Here is a 17239-nt window from a genome sequence, read left to right as displayed (position 1 = left end):
TAATAAGTAACTCGCTATTTAGGACATTTTCTCTTTGAGTGTGCCAACTTCCTGGATCATGCGTCCAAGTACACCGTTAACGAACTTACCGGATTCATCTGTACCGAAATGTTTGGACAGTTCAATCGCTTCGTTGACCGATACTTTGGCCGGAACATCATCGCGAAATACCATTTCATAAGTTGCCAGCCGCAAGATCTGCCGGTCTACACGAGACAGACGACTAATTTGCCAGCCCTTGAGATAATCCACCAGCAATCCGTCAATGGCTTCCTTGTGATTCCATGCTCCTTGAACAATTTCAGTGACATAACTGCGCATTACATCTGCATCGTGGATAACCACTTCCGTTTCATTTTCCTCGGCAGCTTCGTTAATTAGCATATTTACGGCTTCCGCTGCACCCACTTCATTCATTTCCATCTGATACAGACTTTGTACTGCAATTTCCCTTGCCAAACGTCTTTTCATGTCCTGCCTCCTGCAGCGCTCTTCTGAGCGTCATCATGCTTATTTTAAAATAGAAGAGCCATCCACGCATCATGTTGTGATGCAAATTGAAGTGGCCTTTACGATATGGTTATTGTTATCCCTTTTCACAAAAAAACCTGCAGTACGTTTCCTCCAAAAAACGGGCATATTAAACTAAGCTCTTTTCGGAAGAAACATATTGCAGGGTTCAGGTGGCTCACTTAAACAGACGCCAGCGCTCTCCAAGCCATTGCCCCCATTCCCTCCAGGGAATGAGCAAGCCCAGCTTCGAATCGCTTCGTCTACCTAATGTATAACCGATGAACACCAAGAGTGCAAAGAACAACATATCCCAAAACCCGGTAAACAAATAAAGAAATCCAAAAAAGATGCCGCCCACAATTCCGGTTATCCGGCCTCTGTGACTATCCCAAATCTCTCTCCACAGCATCAGTGAAACTCACCTCATTCCACTCGACTCTTGTAGTTAGGCGACTGGGTAACATTGGCAACATACACGGTAACATTCGAAACCGGGATACCCGTAATCTCGTGTACATGATCATGTATGGCCTTTTGCAAATCCGAAGTCAGCGTTGGAATTGGCGTCTCGCCATCCACCACTGCACGGATCATAATCTCCAATCCCGATTCAACTACACGAATACGTGCCTTAACATCACGTACTCCCCGGAAACGGGAAGTCGCTTTCAGGCAGAGATTTTCAATGGTCTCCATTGAGATCTGCACATCACCGTATTCCGTACGCTGATCTACAGATGGCAACGAAGCCCGTCCACGCCGGACCGAGATGTAAAAAAAGCGCAAACTCAGGATAAACAAGATCGCAGCTGCAACAACGGCTGCAACAATGACGTTCTGTTCCTGCTGGTAATTCAATTCGTAAGGCAGCACTCCACTAATGAGTAGAATCACAACTGCCGATATTGCTCCAACGCTTATGCTGTATATAAACAACAGAAGCCGATCCAGTATTTTCGCCACGAACTGCACAGCCTCCCTTGCTCACTAACGTTGTAACCTGTACATATGCATAATATCAACATCCCTCATGAAAATGGTCTCCATAAAGACATGTCCAAGACGGGATAACCCCCGGCAGTCATGCCGGGGGAATCTGTCTTCTTTTATTTTACACGCTGACTGTTCAGGTCAATCTCTTCCACTTTTTCAGTGCTCTTGAACTGAACGTCATGAATATGCACATTAACCTCGTTCACATTCAATCCCGTCATATTCTCAATGGAGCGTTTAACATTTTGTTGAATTTCAGTAGCCACTTGGGGTAAACGGTAACCATACTCGATGATAACCGATACATCCACTGCAGCCTCGCGTTGGCCCACTTCCACTTTAACACCTTTGGAAAGGTTTTTACGACCAAGCAATTCAGCAAATCCACCAGCGAAACCGCCGCTCATGCCAGCTACTCCTTTTACTTCTACCGTAGCCAGTCCAGCGATCACTTCAATAACTTCAGGTGCGATCTGGATTTCACCGATATCCGTTCGTTCAAATTCTGTCGGCAGTGTACTCATAACTGTTCAACACACCTTTCGCATAATAAGTTTGCGGCCATCCGTCAGGGCGCTGTCCTACAGGCTTGATGGCTTTGGACACCCTGCCGGTCCGGTTGTACCGGAACTCCTGCAAACTTCACCACGAACATATGGGCTTATCCCTTGCAGGAGACATGCGCTCTTATTATTACATACTATATCATTTGGGCTAGATTATGACAAACAAGCCCAATATGCCTGTTTAAATCTCGTTTTCCTCAAGGAATTTAATATCAAAATCGCCCCGGATAAACGTTGGATGTTCCAGCAACTTCTGATGGAAAGGAATCGTCGTGGAGATGCCTTCAATGGCAAACTCAGCGAGCGCGCGTTTCATCTTGGCAATAGCTTCTTCCCTGTTCGCACCCCATACAATCAATTTTGCAATCATGGAGTCGTAAAACGGAGAGATCGTGTAGCCCGGATAAGCTGCGCTATCGACGCGTACACCCGGACCACCTGGTGCAAGATAAAAACCAATCTTACCTGGTGAAGGCATAAAATTGCGATCCGGATCTTCGGCATTGATACGGCATTCAATTGACCATCCGTTGATGACAACGTCTTCCTGACGGAAAGACAACGGGTTGCCCTCGGCCACCGAAATCATTTCACGAATCAGATCCACGCCTGTCACCATTTCGGTAACGGGATGTTCCACTTGGATACGCGTATTCATTTCCATGAAATAGAATTCACCGTTAGGGCTGAGCAAGAACTCGAGTGTCCCTGCTCCCGAGTAATTTACAGCCAGCGCTGCACGAACTGCGGCTTCTCCCATCAGTGTACGCACTTCCTCATTCAGAACAGGACAAGGGGCTTCTTCCACCAGCTTCTGACGGCGCCGCTGCACAGAACAATCACGCTCGCCAAGGTGTACTGCATTCCCGTGCTTGTCGGCAATGATCTGAATTTCCACGTGTTTCATACCTGTCAGGAATTTCTCCAGATAGACCCCGCCGTTACCAAAAGCTTTTTGTGCTTCCTGCTGAGCAGCCGTAATCTGTTTGATCAGTGCCTCTTCATCTTCGGCGATACGAATACCTTTACCTCCGCCACCTGCGGTGGCTTTGATAATAACAGGATAGCCGATATCCCGGCCAAGCATAATCGCTTCTTCCATGCTTTCGACGAGACCATCGGATCCCGGAATAACAGGGACTCCCGCGTCTTTCATCGTTTGCTTAGCGACAGCTTTGTCACCCATCTTGGTTATCGCTTCAGGGGAAGGACCGATAAAAGTAATGTTGCAGGAATCACAAATTTCCGCAAAATCGGCATTCTCCGCTAGAAAACCATAACCAGGGTGTATCGCATCACATTCCGTCAAGGTCGCCACACTCATCAGGTTGGTGAAATTCAGATAGCTGTCTTTGGACAACGTAGGTCCAATACAATAGGCTTCGTCTGCAAGACGTACATGCAGCGAGTCCTTGTCCGCTTCCGAATAAACCGCTACTGTCGAAATACCGAGCTCACGACAGGCACGAATAATGCGTACCGCGATCTCGCCACGGTTCGCAATCAGTATTTTTTGAAATTTCATTTCGTTATTGTCCTCCTTCGAAGCTCATGCGGTTGCCGGCTCTCCGGCGATTTACCGTTATTCCGGTTTAACCAGGAACAGGGGCTGTCCATACTCGACCAGCTGTCCGTTCTCAACCAGCACTTCAACGATTTCTCCCTTGATGTCGGCATCAAGCTCGTTCATCAGCTTCATCGCTTCAATGATACATACCGTTGTTTTATCAACAACCTTATCACCAACGCTTACAAAAGGACCCGCTTCCGGTGAGGAAGCTCTGTAAAAAGTACCCACCATCGGAGATACAATTTTATGTAAATGGCTTGTAGTATCCACTTGCGGAGCTGCTTCTGTTACCACAGCAGCAGGTTGTTGTACCTGCGGAGCAGCAATGGCTTGCGGTTGAACCGCAGCTGCCTGAACGTATTCGGTTTTACCCGGTTTGCGGATCGACAGACGTGATCCTTCATTTTCAATTTCCAACTCCTGAACGGAACTTTCATCCACCAGTTTGATCAGTTCTTTGATCTCACTCAATTTAAACATTTCCATTATTCACTCCTTCGGCATCATGCCAGTCTCACTAGGACGGTCATATGGCTTTATGTATTATATCATAATCGTTAAAAATGGAAAGAGCCCGAGACTTTAACAAGCTCCCGGGGCACTTCTCCATGGATTCGATTACTGTTCTGTCACGTATTGCACGCTGATTTTGTTTTGCGTAACGGCAAGCTCTTTCATGACCAGGTCCACGATAGAAACTGCCTGCTTAACATCCAGTTTATCACTAAGCACGACTACTTTATACTTGTCAGCATCTTCTTGTACAATCGCATTGGCGAACTGTTGGGACAGTGTTTCTTCAATACCATTGATTTTGGCTTCTTTTTCCTCCAGTGTACGGAGTTCTTCAGTCGCTTTGGCATTTTCTTCTGGCGTTTTGCTCAGATCGCCGGCAATGGTCATAAGCTCCTCATACTTGCGATTGTTGCTCTCTTCGCGCTGCCATTGATAATTTTGGAACTGACTGCTCGCGGATGCTGCCGTATTTTGTTCTTCCATCTCCTTCAGTACATCTTCATCCGTTTTGGTTGCATTTCCCTCTGTTTGGCTGGCATCAGGTGTTGCAGCCGTTCCTTTATCCGTTTCTTGATTGGTTTCGGCCTTGCCCTCACCGGACTCTGTTGCGGGCGCTTGCTCCGTCTCAGCGGCTTGCTGTCCGTCCGTTGCAGCAGGATTTTCAGCCCCCTCAGAAGCTGCTGGTTGCTCGGTAGTATCAGAACCCGTTACTTCCCCGCCATTGACAACTTCGTTTACAACCAGACCTTCTGTAGGATCAAGAATGCCAGCTGTCTCTTTGACTTCCCCCTGATTCATACCATCCACTTGTTGACTCTCCGCTACAGGGGCATTGACTGGACCGGAATCTTCGGTGAACAGGTAATATGCGGACAAAATGACCATCAGACTCAGCATGGAAACGAGCCATACCGTTTGGCGTTTGTTATTCATTAGAACTTCCTCCTCAAATTAGCTTGATTCGATAATAACTGGGCCATTCAAATGATTGCACTTGCCTAGTCCTGCTTACGCGGGACAACCGAAATTCGGTACGCTGCGACATTCAGTCCTTTTTCCACGGCGTCGGTTATCAGGTCTTTTACAACCTTGTTTTCGGCGCCTTTGGCAACGACGAGTACCCCCCTGATCTGTGGCTTGAGCTTTTTCGTAACAATCGGTGTCTGATCCCCTGAAATTTCATAAGTGATAATTTCTCCATCGCGGGTATATTGGGTCATGTGCCTTTTGCCCCCGTTTGCATCCGTTTCCTCGGTCAGCTGCTGCGAATCTTTTACATTTCGTTGTACGACCAGTTCCTCGGTTGAATCCACAGTGACCATGACATCCACAGTTCCTACACCAACGATGTTTTCAAGAACACCCTTGATCTTGTCTTCAAATGCAAATTCTATGGCCTGAAACGGATTTTGGTCAGCCGGATCACTTGGTAAAGACGCCATGGATGCTACCGGATCCGGAGGTTCTCGTCCGATGTTCTCGGAATCAATCTTTTTCACATTGACGAAGGAGTTGAACAGCATGATTCCTACGCCGATCAGGCCCAGAATGATCAGCCAGCGGAACGTCTGGCTTCGCCTTGCTCCACCTTCTCCTCCACCCAGCAGGCCTTCAATCTTTTTTAGCCATTGCTTCATCGGATACCCTCCTTTTTTTACAACGCCTGAGCGCTTTTCTGTTCCTTCACCTGTACGTTAGTGGCATCAATATCCCACTTTTCGGTTAGCAGTGTAATAATTTGAACGGCTCGCTCTGATCGGGATGTCCCTTGTTCTTCTTGGTAACTGCCTCCAGACGCTCCGTTTGCAGGTTCGGAAACGGCTCCATTCGCATTTTCCTGATTGGCAGAACCTTCATTCGCTGCATTTTGGTTATCACTCTCTTTTCCCACCTCAATCTGTACTTCAGGCACCTGTACCTGTCCAATCTCGATTGGCTTCGTGGATAAAGTTCCTTCAGAAGAATCGTTAGCTTGTTCAGATCCGAATACCGGGCTGGCGTTTACCGCTGCATCCTGCTGTTCAGAATCATTTGGTTTCGCGCTTCCAGGTGTGGGCATTTGCACCACGACACGTTCAATCACGGGCAGATCCACCGATGAAGCATTCTCTGTGCCCGTTGGACGGTTGGACATGACCAACTGGACCTCAACGGATTGAACCCGCTCCCCCGTCGTTTCCTCGATCTGCCCTTTCATCACATTCGCCAATTCTCGTGCCGTCCACTGCAGGGATTGTTCCTGCTCATTCGATTGCAGCTGCCTGCCTTGTGCCAAAATCTGTTCCAGTGTGACATTCCCATCCGATGGCGATTCCATGGCTGTCATGGCCCGCTTCAGTTCACCAACCGGATCACTCCGCAGCAGCTTGGTGATGGGTGACAGAAGCGTAAGGAGGATAAGGAGGCTCAGCACAAGCTTGACGTAACGCTCCATGGAGCGGTTGGGTAACAGCATATCCACGAATGTTGCCAGCAGTACGATCATGATCAATTCCCGGAGCCAGCTGCTCAGCCACCCCATCCTTCCAGCTCCTTTCCCGAGATCACCTGCTCATCTCATCATGATTGTCAGATTCCCCGCAGTAAGCAGGATTGTGATCGCCAGAAAAAACATCAATCCCACGGCCGCCAGAGCTGCGAATACATAAATCATCGATTTTCCGATGGCTTGCAGGCAACCAACGATCGGCGTATCTCCTAGCGGCTGCATTATAGCTCCCGTAATGTTGTATATGAGGGCAAGTGTCAATATTTTGAGCGCAGGAAACGCGCATAAAAACAAGATGATGATGACACCTGTCAGACCAATGGCATTTTTGACCAACATGGAAGCCGTAATAACCGTGTCTGTTGCGTCTGCGAATGTTCGTCCCACAATCGGAACAAAATTGCCTGCGATATACTTGGCTGCTTTGAGGCTTACACCATCTGCAACAGAGCTGGATGCACCTTGCACGGAAATAACCCCGAGAAACATCGTCAGCAGAATGCCCAGTAATGCGACGCTAATGTTGCGCAGCAGGTCTGCCAGCTGAGTCAGCTTATATTTGTCTGATATCGAACTGACAAGGTGCAGTACAGCCGAGAAAAATAATAGCGGGAATACCACGATATGAATCAGCGTGCTGACCAGATGGATCATGAAAATGATCAGCGGATGCGTAACCGAAACGGTAATGATGTTCCCCATGGAAGCCAAAAGTGTGAAAAGCAAAGGCACCATAGCCATCATAAAGTTGACCATGCCTTCAATGGCTTCCTTGGCATACCCAATGGCTACGCTGAAGCTATTAATTGCAATAACGATGATGACCATGTAACAGATGGAGTAGGCGATTTTACTAATGTTGTTTTTCTCAAATGCGGTCTGCAGTGTTTCTAAAATCATGCTCAGCACACTCAGCATCACGATGGTGACGAGCAGTTTGCCGTTATATAAAATCTCATGCAGCATGAAGGTGCCAATGGCCACAAACACTGATTTCAGGCTGAATCCCTCATTACCGGGGACAAGCATATCCATGAAAGAAGGCGTCTTCCCATCCGGAAAAAAACCTCCGTATTGCTGCATGAGTTGATCCCAATATTTCTCCACCTGATCCTTGGGAAGCTGGTCGGCCTGCTGCTGCAACCATTCATCCGAAGGTGAGCCTGAGCCTGCTGCAACCTGTCCCATTATCGCAAACAGAAAACACAGGACCAGCACGATCGTAAGGCGCCATCGCTGCTTGTCTTGCATGATGTTCATATGCTGTATGCACGCCTCCTTCTAGACCGGCATCAGCTTCATGACGGTTTCAATAATAATGCTGATGATCGGAATAGCGAGTACAAGGATTAGGACCTTGCCGGCAAGTTCAATTTTGGAAGCAATGCTCTCCTGCCCAGCATCCCTTACAATCTGAGCGCCGAATTCGGCAATGTATGCTATACCAATAATTTTCAGCACCGTTTTTAGATAGATGTTTTCCATGCCTGAATTTTCGGCCAGCCGCTTCAGCACCTCAATCACTGCGCCAATCTTGCCAATGAGCAGCATGAAAATCACAATGCCTGTCGCAGCCGCAATCAGAAAGGCAAACATCGGTTTCTGTTCCTTAATGATGAGAATAAGAACTGTTGCAATCAGGGCTAGACCCACGACTTGGATAATTTCCACAGGTCACCACCATCCCGGCTTCATGACGGTTTTCATTGAAACAGAAAGATCGATTTGATCTCTTGCAGCAGGCTGTCCAGCATGCGAACAACCATGAACAATACAACCACAAATCCGATCACGGTCACCCAGTGCGCCATATCTTCCTTTCCCATTTGTTTCAACACCGTATGAATCATCGCAATGATGATTCCGATGCCCGCAATTTGGAAAATTGCGTTCACTTCTAAATTCATGACCTTGGCACCTCACTATCGCGGCAATTTCAAAAGATCAGAATGACGATTAACGCTCCGACAAGCATCCCGAGACTGCGACTCATCCGCTCGTATTTCATTTGATCGGCTTGAGCACGGGATTCCTCATGCATAAGTTGTTGAATGGCTAGCGAAATGTGTTTGGTCTGATCCTGACGGTCGCTGGTGCCAAGGCTGTAGCTTAATTGCAGCATGACTTCCCTCTCATCCGCTTTCATCGCTGATTTTCCCCATGCTTGTTCGATTCCAGATTGCAGACTCTCTCGTGCCGTATGACCCAGAGGGGGCTCCATTTGCTTCGCGGCATGAAGAAACAGTGTTTTGACAGGCTCTCTGGTTTGAACTCCCATTTTTCCCATCGCATCGGGAAGCGGGGTCAGTCCGTAGTTGATCTCCGTCATCAGTCGCTGCAGGGCAGCAATCAATTCTCGCAGCTGTCTGGGTCTGAGTGCATACTGTTTCGCACGGTAGAAGCCCGCGAGTGTACTGGCAAGCAGGATAATCACGGCACCCAGCATGTTAACCAAAGGCTTCACCTCCTGCCTCGGTTTGCTGAAGACCTCGCATTTTGCCATCGGCCACCTTGAAGCTCATCCCTCGGCTCGTCCGCTGCAACTGGACATAACGCTGAAACATCTGTGCAGCGATTAAGGTACGCAATGCAGGCCTGGAAGACAGCTCGGACAGATCACGGCCGTGGGCAGTTGCAATAACCGAAACACCGGAATGCAGTGCCTCCATCACAGCTTCTGCATCTTCCGGACGACCGATCTCGTCCACAATGAGTACGTCTGGAGACATCGAACGAAGCATCATCATCATGCCTTCCGCCTTGGGACAACCGTCCATGACATCCGTTCGGGGACCTATGTCAAACCCCGGTACACCTTTATAACTTCCGGCGATCTCGGATCGCTCATCCACAATGCCAACCTTGAGACGCGGCCTCAGCCCCTGGATCAGCTCACTGACACCTGTTAGCTTGGTTCCACTGCTGATTTGTCTGGCCAAATCTCGCAGCAACGTTGTTTTTCCTTGCTGAGGCGGTGAAAGTATCAAGGTGTGGAATACCTGTCCGCTTTTCAGATCCAACAGGTGAGGCAGGATTCGATCGGCTACCCCATGGACTTCGCGGGCTACCCTGACGTTGAAACCATTAATATCACGCAAGTATTCCACCCGGCCCCCGCTAAGCACAGTTCTGCCTGCCAATCCAATACGGTGCCCTCCCGGAATGGTGATGAATCCTTTGCGCAGCTCCTCTTCCAGTGTATAGAGCGAGTGATTGCTAATCAGATCCAGAAGCCTGTGTGTCACCTCTTTTTGAGGAATATAAGCTTCTTCAGGCTTCGCTGTTGGGCTGCCCTGTGCGGTAAGGAAGTGATAGGCGTTCCCTGCATTGATCTCGAGCGGCCTTCCTTCGCGGATACGTACTTCCTCCACTTGCTCCAATATAGCGGGCGGCATCCTTCCCAGAATGGTTCGAATCGGTTCCGGAAAGAGATCCTTCCAGTTCACCTTCATGAATGGCCCCTCCAACCCTTAAATCGTATTCACCGCGTATCTGGTGCTTGTTCCTATCTCAAGTCTATGCCTGTACATTCAATTTATGACGCTGAAATCTAGCATTTCTTTCAGAACAGGCCTGAGAGTCAAATATCATAGATCCAGGCTTCTTCTAGGCACCCGTCTATATCATCGTGCATATAGTGCTTGCAGACAGGTGAAATCCATTCCGGAGGGAAGACAGAACCATCTATCCCCAAATGAAGAGAGGAGTTGTGGGGAGTGCAAGTCGATGTGGTAGGAAATGTGAATGAAGTCCGAAGAATCGATATCGCAGGACGAAGTGCCGTTGTGATCGACGTGCTGCGTACCACAAGTACAATCGTTACAGCCTTGGCATATGATGCCGCGGCTGTCATCGCGGTGGAGACCGTTCCTCAAGCCAAACAGATGACCGTTCAGGATTCAATTCGGGGCGGGGAGCGTTTTAACAAAAAAATCGCCGGATTCGAGGTGGGCAATTCCCCCTATGAATATATGACGCAGGAGATCGCAGGTAAAACCGTAATCCTGACCACTACCGACGGGACACGCGCGCTAATCAAAGCTTCCAGGGCAAGGCATGTGCTGGCCGGTTCCTTTCTGAACGTGCAGGCGGTCGCAGCTGCGCTCTGTCTGCTCCAAAGAGACGTTCTTTTGTTATGCGCAGGAGATCAGGACGAATTCGCACTGGAGGATGGATTGTGTGCAGGATGCATTATTGAAGAACTGTACCGACAGTCCCATTTCCCTATCAGGCTGAACGATCTTGGCAGGGTACTGCATCAGGCTGTTACCCAATGTGAGGACACTTTACCGGATCTTGTTCGTGTATCCACAGGTGCAAGGCGGCTTGACAAACTGGGCAGTATGCATGATGTCACCTACTGCTCCCAATTAAACTTGTTCGACTGTGTACCAGAGATGAGAGAAGATCATCGTATGGAATTGTTTCGGGGCTCGGAGGGGGAAAGGATATCCAAATTGCTGTAAAACATAGAAAAAAGGTGTTCTGTCGCCCGGATGGCGATACAGAACACCTTTCGTTCATTTATATATATGGCATCGAATTATCTGCGAACTTGTGGACCGCCAACTACAGCCTGCTCTGCCGTGTCGAGATCATACGCTGTGTGCAGTGCTTTGATAACCTCATGAAGTTTGTCACCATCGATGACGCAGGATACCTTAATTTCGGACGTGCTGACCATTTTGATGCTCACGCCTTCTGAAGAAATTACTTGGAACATTTTGGCTGCAACACCCGGATGGCTGACCATGCCTGCACCGACAATCGATACTTTAACCAAATGATCTTCCGATGTGACTTCACGATACGGCAAACGGCTGTGAAGGCCCTCAAGGACACGCAGCGCGTTCTCGCGATCAGACAGTGCCACCGAGAATGAGAAGTCTGCTTTATCGTCCATAACACCACTTTGAACGATAATGTCGACATCGATCTGTTCAGATGCCAGTGCACCAAACACCTCGGCGAGAACTCCCGGTGCGTCCGGAACTCCCAAAATACTGATACGAGCCACATTTTTGTCATAGGCAATTCCGCTTACCACGACGCCTTGTTCCATTGCTGCTTCCTCCTTCACAACCGTTCCCTCATTATGGTTAAAGCTGGATCTTACAATTAAAGGTACACCGGAATGCTTCGCGTACTCAACCGCACGCGGATGCAGTACTGCGGCTCCCAAATTTGCAAGTTCCAACATTTCGTCATACGAAATTTCCTTGAGCTTGCGCGCGACTTTGACAATCCGGGGATCTGTCGAATAAATTCCATCCACATCCGTATAGATTTCACACGCATCCGCCTTGATGGCTGCTGCCAGCGCTACAGCGGTTGTATCAGAGCCACCGCGACCGAGTGTTGTAATCTCTCCATCTTCGGTCATGCCCTGGAATCCTGCAACAATTACAATATTGCCGTCCGCAAGCGCTTCATTTACACGTTCCGGATGGATATCATTAATTCGTGCTTTTCCATGTACCGGTTCAGTGCGGAAGCCCGCTTGCCATCCGGTAAACGAAATTGCCTTACGACCCAGTGCCTGAATGGCCATGGATAATAGCGAAATCGAGATCTGCTCTCCAGTGGTCAACAGCATATCCATTTCACGCGCAGGCAATTCACTATTGAGCAGTTTCGCCTGATCAATCAGATCATCTGTCGTGTCTCCCATCGCCGAAACCACAACGACACACTGATGTCCTTCATCAGCTTTCTCTACAACACGTCCGGCTACACGCTTCATGCGTCCCGTATCTCCGACCGAGCTGCCCCCAAACTTCATGACGTACAATGACAACGCAAATCCACTCCCTACCTTGTGCAGTATGCATAATTATGTCCATCGCCATTATTCTCTCCGAAAAATGACTTTAACCCAGTATATTACGAAAGTGCCTGATAGGCTAATCTTTTTTCGAAAAAACCCTCTGCCAAATCATTGGCAAAGGGTTGACATCATTGTGTATTTTGCTTATACCCCGTGAAAGTTACGCGCGGGAGGAGTATTTACCTTCACGTGTATCGATCAGCAGAACGTCGCCTTCGTTAATAAACAAAGGAACTTGAACGTTCAAGCCCGTTTCCACTTTAGCGTTTTTGGTAGCACCTTGAGCTGTATTACCTTTAACACTTGGCTCCGTCTCGATAACTTTCAGCTCTACGCTTGTAGGCAAGTCAATTCCGAGGATTTCACCTTGGTAGCTGACGATCTTTACATTCATGTTTTCTTTCAGGAAGTTCAATTCCCATTCCAGTTGGTCGCTTGTCAATGTGAACTGATCATATGTTTCGTTGTCCATGAACGTGTGCTCTGTACCACTTGCATACAGATAAGATACGCCACGGTTTTCGATGATGGCACGTCCAATCGTTTCACCTGCACGGAATGTGCGCTCAACCGTGTTACCGTTACGCAGGTTTTTCAATTTGGAACGTACGAATGCTGCGCCTTTACCTGGTTTAACATGTTGGAAGTCAAGTACAGTGAAGATATCTCCATCCACTTGTACGGTCAAGCCTGTTTTAAAATCGTTTACTGAAATCACGAAAAATCCCTCCTGATATGGTTGAAAAGTAGACGATGTAAAACGATGGGTTAATGATGTACATAAAATGAAAGAGAAGAGATTCCACCTTTTTCACTCCGATTGCAGAACCATCTTTCGATCGCTGTTATCCCCGGATTTTTTGATTCCTTTTTCAAGGGGAAAATCCTGGGATAAAGGCGAACGCTACGCTTCTACAGATTGTTTCTGCACTCTCCGTTGTGGTGTAATTAACTTTTTCAATTTAAATCCACATTAAAAACCGTTTTACATCGCTGGTGGCTAGAATGTTAGCCGATAACGGTGAACTTTTTGTCCGACTTCGTTAAGATATGAATGCCTGTTTCCGTGATAACCACGTCATCCTCGATACGTACGCCGCCAAGTCCGTCAATGTAGATACCCGGTTCAACGGTTACAACCATGCCCGGTTTCAACACATCGTCACTAAGCTTGGATAAACGCGGAGCTTCGTGGACTTCCATCCCCAGGCCGTGGCCTGTGCTATGTCCGAATTGATCTCCATACCCGTATCCTGCAATGATATCACGTGCCAGTGCATCTGCTTCCCGTCCGGTCATGCCCGGTTTCAGGTTCTCAAGCGTATGTAACTGGGCTTCCAGTACAATGTCATAAATTTTACGCAGCTCTGGTACAGGTGTACCCGTTGCGATCGTGCGTGTCAGATCTGAACAGTATCCGTCAAGCAATGCACCGAAGTCAAATGTAATTAACTCATTTTGTCCGATGACCTTGCTGCTCGCTACGCCATGCGGCATTGCGGAACGTTCACCCGAAGCTACGATGGTGTCGAAGGAAGAGGATGTTGCTCCATGCTTGCGCATGAAAAACTCCATTTCCAAATCCACTTCACGCTCAGTCATACCCGGTTTGGCAAACTGTAAAACGTGGCTAAACGTAGCATCCGCCAGATCAGCAGCTTTTTGCATTACAGCGATTTCATCCTCATCCTTGAAGATACGAAGTTGTTCCACAATACCGGATACAGCTTTCAGTTCGATGGATTGAAGTGCCTCAGCATAAGCGGAGTGCGTGCCGAATGTAACCGTGTCCTGCTCGAAGCCAACCTCTTTGATGTTTGCAGATGCAAGCAGTTCTCGCACCGAATCCATCGGTTTTGGCCCATGCTCTACAACGGTAAATCCTTTAGCTTGCTGCGGTGCCTGTGTCATATAACGGAAATCAGTCAGCAAATATGCTTCCTGTTCCGTAATCAGCACATACCCCGCTGACCCTGTAAAACCGGTCATATAACGACGGTTAATCGGGTTCGTAATCAGCATTGCTGTGAGTTCGCGCTCACGCATGGCCTCACGCAACTTATTTACTCGTTTGTTTTCCATCGGTAACCCTTCTTTCTCTCACATTCCCGGGTCCCCGGCTCAGGTTTGTTTGTCCAGATGACGCACGAGAGCCAGCAGCCCCAGTTCATAGCTTACTTCGCCAAATCCGGCAATCTGCCCGATTGTTTCTGCAGCAATTACTGAATGATGTCTGAAAGCTTCGCGTGCATGAATGTTGGATAGATGAACTTCCACGGTAGGCACTTTTACTGCATTAATCGCATCACGTACAGCATAGCTGTAATGGGTTAATGCTCCGGCATTCAGCATAATTCCGTCCGCATCGCCCATAGCTGCATGAATACGATCAATGATGTCCCCTTCGTGATTGGATTGATAAAAAGAGATGGAGACGTCAAGCTCCTCTGCCTGTCTGCGAATTTTGTCCTCAATATCCTTCAGACTAAGCGTTCCATAGATGCCAGGTTCACGTATACCGAGCATGTTCAGGTTCGGGCCATTGATCACAACAATCCGTTTCATAGCTGCCCCATCCTTTCTGCAAATAACCATCTGCTATTTTAACACAGCCATTGCCGGATTGAGAAGCTTTTTTGCGGCTATGCTCCCGCTTTCTCGGGCTCGCGTTTCCGTTCGTCCGTGTACTCCATAGCTACGGTATAGCCGATGAACAGCCCCCACAGCAAAAAGAAGCAAAATTCGGTGATGATAGAATCCCAAGTCAAACGGTTTATCGGTTTCACCATGTCCAGTTTGGGGCCAACCAGTACAAAGATGATCAGCCACCAAACGATCCCGTAGCCGATTCCCGGTAAAGGTCCTTTCCATTTTCTCAGCGTATATGTGTAAATCAGTGCAGCCACAATGGAAAACACAATGAAAAACAGCCAGCCTGTCAGATGCCCCGCAGCGGTATATATATATTCATGTTTGAAGAAGGGCTCTGCCAAAAATCCCAACGGGACGATGCTGAAATGAAGCAAGTAGTTTAGCCAATGTATCCCTCCCCAAATAAAGCCTGCAAAGAAACCAAGCTCCACTGCAAAAGAAAACGGTTTGGTATAATAATGCTGCCCCTGGCGCTGTTTCGAGCGTCTGCCCTTATCCGCATGACTTTCCACGCCCCCATGCTTGGGATCCACATGAGATGCGTGTCTATCTGTATATTCTGCCATCTATATTCTCCTTTGCCTCAGTCTTCTGTGTCGCGATAAACCAGATTTCAATCATTCTCTACCGGGTAGTATGTTCAGAACAGGACAAACTTAACAACAACATCTCAAGGTTTGTCCCTGAAACTAGAAATCGGTCTCAAAATTCGATACAATAGGAATATCAAACTACCTTTGAATCAGAGGGTACAGAACAGAATAGGAAGGTGAATAATTTGCCTCAACAATCCAAGCCTGTCAGCTACGGGGGGCAAGCTGTCATTGAAGGCGTAATGTTTGGCGGTAAACACGTCAACGTTACGGCTGTTCGAAGAAAAGACGGCGAAATTACGTATCTGGAAGTTCCCAAGCAAGACAAGACCTGGGTCATGAAATTGCGGCGGATTCCGTTACTGCGCGGGATTGTCAGCATTATAGATTCAAGTGTCAAAGGAAGCAAACATCTCAATTATTCTGCTGACGCTTATGCTGATGATGAACTCGAACCTGAAGAGAAAGCAAAACAAAAAGAAAAAGAAGGTTCCGGCTGGAGCCTTAGCATGATTATTGGTGTCACTGCGGTAGCCATTCTTTCCTTCCTTTTTGGTAAAATTGTGCTCACGCTGCTTCCTGTCGTCATTGAGAATTTTTTGTTTAAAAATGCATTCGACAATCAGTTTTTGCATAATTTACTGGAAGGCGGCATCAAGCTGATTCTGCTTCTTGCCTACCTGTGGCTGATCTCACAGACCCCAATGATCAAACGATTATTCCAATACCACGGGGCGGAACATAAAGTAATTAGTGCTCATGAAGCCGGTGAAGAGCTCACACCTGAGAATGTTCAGAAATACAGTCGATTGCATTACCGCTGCGGAAGCAGCTTTATCATGCTGACGGTCATCATCGGTGTATTCCTGTACTCCCTTTTCACCTACGACAACCTTTGGGAACGGATGGGACAGCGCTTGCTGTTGCTGCCAGTTGTTCTCGGGATTTCCTTCGAGCTATTGAAGATCACCAACTCGGTGCGTGACATTCCCGTACTGCGTTATCTCGGATATCCTGGACTTTGGCTGCAACTGCTCACTACCAAAGAGCCAACTAACGAGCAGGTCGAAGTGTCCATCGCTTCGTTTAACCGCATGCGTGAACTGGATGCCAAGCTGGCCAACGTATCCGCTACATCGGAAGTACCTGTTGCAACACTCGATCCTGTGAAAGGGTGATTGATATGAACAAGCAGGCGATCATATTTTGGATAGTTATTGCGATTGCTGCCTTTGGCCTTATAAGCTGGGTGGCAAGCAGAGGTATATTCGGATTTATTGTACCTGTTGCAGTCCTTGGCGGTATATTCCTGCTATATAAGTATCCACCAAGGCGTTGGGCGCGTAAAACCAAACCCAAGATCAAACCTTCGGCACGCACCATGGCCAAAGTGAAAGCCCAATCCGGGTCTGGAGCCAGAAAGAGCAGCGGATCCTCCAAAAAACGCAAAGATTATCCCTTTCATGTCATCCAAGGAAACAAGGGGAAAAGCGATGAGGATATTCCCAAGTTTCACTAGGG

Annotated in this window: 22 protein-coding genes; 3 read left to right on the top strand and 19 right to left on the bottom strand. The window is 48.0% G+C overall.

Annotated features, from left to right (window positions below):
• Nucleotides 1–18: 18 nt before the first annotated feature.
• The 14 genes from nusB to spoIIIAA form a co-directional block, all read right to left on the bottom strand.
• Entirely contained in the window at nt 19–471 is a 453-nt protein-coding gene (gene nusB, locus ABGV42_RS25545) for a transcription antitermination factor NusB (protein ID WP_347384237.1), read from the bottom strand.
• Between the two features lie 217 nt (nt 472–688).
• Nucleotides 689–922: a DUF2273 domain-containing protein gene (locus ABGV42_RS25540; protein WP_347384236.1), complete on the bottom strand. Its 234-nt coding sequence runs from the start codon at nt 920–922 to the stop codon at nt 689–691.
• Between the two features lie 14 nt (nt 923–936).
• Nucleotides 937–1476, bottom strand: coding sequence for an alkaline shock response membrane anchor protein AmaP (amaP, locus tag ABGV42_RS25535; protein ID WP_239300436.1), 540 nt, complete (start codon nt 1474–1476; stop codon nt 937–939).
• A 143-nt stretch (nt 1477–1619) separates the two neighbouring features.
• Complete coding sequence (locus ABGV42_RS25530; protein ID WP_024630996.1) at nt 1620–2030, bottom strand: Asp23/Gls24 family envelope stress response protein; 411 nt, start codon at nt 2028–2030, stop codon at nt 1620–1622.
• 223 nt (nt 2031–2253) lie between these two features.
• The gene (gene accC, locus ABGV42_RS25525) at nt 2254–3597 is read right to left on the bottom strand and encodes an acetyl-CoA carboxylase biotin carboxylase subunit (RefSeq protein ID WP_347384235.1); all 1344 of its coding nucleotides are present in this window, start codon (nt 3595–3597) and stop codon (nt 2254–2256) included.
• Between the two features lie 57 nt (nt 3598–3654).
• Nucleotides 3655–4122, bottom strand: coding sequence for an acetyl-CoA carboxylase biotin carboxyl carrier protein (accB, locus tag ABGV42_RS25520; protein ID WP_347384234.1), 468 nt, complete (start codon nt 4120–4122; stop codon nt 3655–3657).
• A 138-nt stretch (nt 4123–4260) separates the two neighbouring features.
• Nucleotides 4261–5091: a SpoIIIAH-like family protein gene (locus ABGV42_RS25515; protein ID WP_347384233.1), complete on the bottom strand. Its 831-nt coding sequence runs from the start codon at nt 5089–5091 to the stop codon at nt 4261–4263.
• A 65-nt stretch (nt 5092–5156) separates the two neighbouring features.
• A complete protein-coding gene (gene spoIIIAG / locus ABGV42_RS25510) occupies nt 5157–5795 on the bottom strand; it encodes a stage III sporulation protein AG (protein WP_347384232.1) in 639 nt (212 codons plus the stop codon).
• A 17-nt stretch (nt 5796–5812) separates the two neighbouring features.
• Entirely contained in the window at nt 5813–6679 is an 867-nt protein-coding gene (spoIIIAF, locus tag ABGV42_RS25505; RefSeq protein ID WP_347384231.1) for a stage III sporulation protein AF, read from the bottom strand.
• A gap of 30 nt (nt 6680–6709) precedes the next feature.
• Nucleotides 6710–7897: a stage III sporulation protein AE gene (gene spoIIIAE / locus ABGV42_RS25500; protein ID WP_431523694.1), complete on the bottom strand. Its 1188-nt coding sequence runs from the start codon at nt 7895–7897 to the stop codon at nt 6710–6712.
• A 30-nt stretch (nt 7898–7927) separates the two neighbouring features.
• Complete coding sequence (gene spoIIIAD, locus ABGV42_RS25495; protein WP_347384229.1) at nt 7928–8317, bottom strand: stage III sporulation protein AD; 390 nt, start codon at nt 8315–8317, stop codon at nt 7928–7930.
• A 32-nt stretch (nt 8318–8349) separates the two neighbouring features.
• Nucleotides 8350–8553 (bottom strand): stage III sporulation protein AC, encoded by a 204-nt coding sequence (spoIIIAC, locus tag ABGV42_RS25490; protein WP_017687585.1) that lies wholly within the window; start codon nt 8551–8553, stop codon nt 8350–8352.
• 29 nt (nt 8554–8582) lie between these two features.
• Nucleotides 8583–9101, bottom strand: coding sequence for a stage III sporulation protein SpoIIIAB (spoIIIAB, locus tag ABGV42_RS25485; protein WP_239300422.1), 519 nt, complete (start codon nt 9099–9101; stop codon nt 8583–8585).
• Complete coding sequence (spoIIIAA, locus tag ABGV42_RS25480) at nt 9094–10098, bottom strand: stage III sporulation protein AA (protein ID WP_347384228.1); 1005 nt, start codon at nt 10096–10098, stop codon at nt 9094–9096. The genes spoIIIAB and spoIIIAA overlap by 8 nt, the downstream gene beginning before the upstream one ends.
• A 264-nt stretch (nt 10099–10362) precedes the next feature.
• On the opposite strand from spoIIIAA, the gene ABGV42_RS25475 reads away from it, so the two are divergent.
• Entirely contained in the window at nt 10363–11112 is a 750-nt protein-coding gene (locus ABGV42_RS25475; protein WP_347384227.1) for a 2-phosphosulfolactate phosphatase, read from the top strand.
• A 77-nt stretch (nt 11113–11189) separates the two neighbouring features.
• Here ABGV42_RS25475 and ABGV42_RS25470 read toward each other — a convergent pair whose 3' ends face one another.
• The 5 genes from ABGV42_RS25470 to ABGV42_RS25450 all read right to left on the bottom strand — a co-directional run bounded on the left by ABGV42_RS25470 (nt 11190) and on the right by ABGV42_RS25450 (nt 15691).
• Nucleotides 11190–12443 (bottom strand): aspartate kinase, encoded by a 1254-nt coding sequence (locus tag ABGV42_RS25470; protein ID WP_347384226.1) that lies wholly within the window; start codon nt 12441–12443, stop codon nt 11190–11192.
• Between the two features lie 190 nt (nt 12444–12633).
• On the bottom strand, nt 12634–13191 hold the full coding sequence (gene efp, locus ABGV42_RS25465; RefSeq protein ID WP_095290413.1) for an elongation factor P: 558 nt from the start codon (nt 13189–13191) through the stop codon (nt 12634–12636).
• 290 nt (nt 13192–13481) lie between these two features.
• Nucleotides 13482–14555 carry a M24 family metallopeptidase gene (locus tag ABGV42_RS25460; RefSeq protein WP_347384225.1) on the bottom strand — a complete coding sequence of 358 codons (1074 nt, stop codon included), beginning with the start codon at nt 14553–14555 and terminating at the stop codon, nt 13482–13484.
• Between the two features lie 39 nt (nt 14556–14594).
• The gene (aroQ, locus tag ABGV42_RS25455; RefSeq protein WP_347384224.1) at nt 14595–15038 is read right to left on the bottom strand and encodes a type II 3-dehydroquinate dehydratase; all 444 of its coding nucleotides are present in this window, start codon (nt 15036–15038) and stop codon (nt 14595–14597) included.
• Nucleotides 15039–15115: 77 nt separating this feature from the next.
• A complete protein-coding gene (locus ABGV42_RS25450; protein WP_347384223.1) occupies nt 15116–15691 on the bottom strand; it encodes a YqhR family membrane protein in 576 nt (191 codons plus the stop codon).
• A 212-nt stretch (nt 15692–15903) separates the two neighbouring features.
• On the opposite strand from ABGV42_RS25450, the gene ABGV42_RS25445 reads away from it, so the two are divergent.
• The gene (locus tag ABGV42_RS25445) at nt 15904–16896 is read left to right on the top strand and encodes a DUF1385 domain-containing protein (protein WP_347384222.1); all 993 of its coding nucleotides are present in this window, start codon (nt 15904–15906) and stop codon (nt 16894–16896) included.
• A gap of 5 nt (nt 16897–16901) precedes the next feature.
• Nucleotides 16902–17237: a hypothetical protein gene (locus tag ABGV42_RS25440; protein WP_347384221.1), complete on the top strand. Its 336-nt coding sequence runs from the start codon at nt 16902–16904 to the stop codon at nt 17235–17237.
• The last annotated feature ends 2 nt before the right edge of the window (nt 17238–17239 follow it).

The organism is Paenibacillus pabuli, assembly GCF_039831995.1.
GTDB lineage: Bacteria > Bacillota > Bacilli > Paenibacillales > Paenibacillaceae > Paenibacillus > Paenibacillus pabuli_C.
This window is presented reverse-complemented; position numbering and strand designations above follow the sequence as displayed.

Excerpts from the sequence above, each read along its gene's own strand:
- accB (WP_347384234.1), bottom strand. The coding sequence starts at position 4,122 with ATGTTTAAATTGAGTGAGATCAAAGAACTGATCAAACTGGTGGATGAA.
- aroQ (WP_347384224.1), bottom strand. The coding sequence starts at position 15,038 with ATGAAACGGATTGTTGTGATCAATGGCCCGAACCTGAACATGCTCGGT.
- spoIIIAE (WP_431523694.1), bottom strand. The coding sequence starts at position 7,897 with ATGCAAGACAAGCAGCGATGGCGCCTTACGATCGTGCTGGTCCTGTGT.
- spoIIIAA (WP_347384228.1), bottom strand. The coding sequence starts at position 10,098 with ATGAAGGTGAACTGGAAGGATCTCTTTCCGGAACCGATTCGAACCATT.
- spoIIIAF (WP_347384231.1), bottom strand. The coding sequence starts at position 6,679 with ATGGGGTGGCTGAGCAGCTGGCTCCGGGAATTGATCATGATCGTACTG.
- ABGV42_RS25460 (WP_347384225.1), bottom strand. The coding sequence starts at position 14,555 with ATGGAAAACAAACGAGTAAATAAGTTGCGTGAGGCCATGCGTGAGCGC.
- ABGV42_RS25515 (WP_347384233.1), bottom strand. The coding sequence starts at position 5,091 with ATGAATAACAAACGCCAAACGGTATGGCTCGTTTCCATGCTGAGTCTG.
- ABGV42_RS25530 (WP_024630996.1), bottom strand. The coding sequence starts at position 2,030 with ATGAGTACACTGCCGACAGAATTTGAACGAACGGATATCGGTGAAATC.
- nusB (WP_347384237.1), bottom strand. The coding sequence starts at position 471 with ATGAAAAGACGTTTGGCAAGGGAAATTGCAGTACAAAGTCTGTATCAG.
- spoIIIAC (WP_017687585.1), bottom strand. The coding sequence starts at position 8,553 with ATGAATTTAGAAGTGAACGCAATTTTCCAAATTGCGGGCATCGGAATC.
- ABGV42_RS25440 (WP_347384221.1), top strand. The coding sequence starts at position 16,902 with ATGAACAAGCAGGCGATCATATTTTGGATAGTTATTGCGATTGCTGCC.
- ABGV42_RS25540 (WP_347384236.1), bottom strand. The coding sequence starts at position 922 with ATGCTGTGGAGAGAGATTTGGGATAGTCACAGAGGCCGGATAACCGGA.
- ABGV42_RS25450 (WP_347384223.1), bottom strand. The coding sequence starts at position 15,691 with ATGGCAGAATATACAGATAGACACGCATCTCATGTGGATCCCAAGCAT.
- accC (WP_347384235.1), bottom strand. The coding sequence starts at position 3,597 with ATGAAATTTCAAAAAATACTGATTGCGAACCGTGGCGAGATCGCGGTA.
- spoIIIAG (WP_347384232.1), bottom strand. The coding sequence starts at position 5,795 with ATGAAGCAATGGCTAAAAAAGATTGAAGGCCTGCTGGGTGGAGGAGAA.